The organism is Erythrobacter sp. SN021 (assembly GCF_021864455.1).
In genome coordinates this window covers 1-280 of sequence record NZ_JAKKUW010000258.1, presented here as the reverse complement: position 1 = coordinate 280, position 280 = coordinate 1, and the positions used below count along the sequence as shown (strand labels likewise).

General features: G+C 53.6%; 1 protein-coding gene. It reads right to left on the bottom strand.

Going from position 1 to position 280, the window contains the following annotated elements:
* Positions 1–227, bottom strand: a 227-nt coding sequence (locus L5849_RS15810; protein WP_236926318.1) for a hypothetical protein, incomplete at its 3' end; no start/stop codon positions are given.
* Positions 228–280 lie beyond the last annotated feature (53 nt).

Here is a 280-nt window from a genome sequence, read left to right as displayed (position 1 = left end):
CACCCAAGCCCAGTGTTGAACCCGCCGCTGGTTAGATTGTTAAGGGCGTTGAACCCCTCGTTGGTGTTGCCACCGCCAAGGTCTCCGTCTGCCGCGTGGATTTGTGGCGAAAACGCAAAGCACACCAGAATGAGCGGGATGAGAAGGAACCCGCGCCGTAATGGCAGCGAGCGAGCCGGGTCTCGTCCGCACGAAACTAACGTTTTGAGTTGAATCAGTGAATACATTGAATGTGTTCTTTCTCTTTCCCGGTTATGTTTGTTTTGGTTACTAGGCTCCG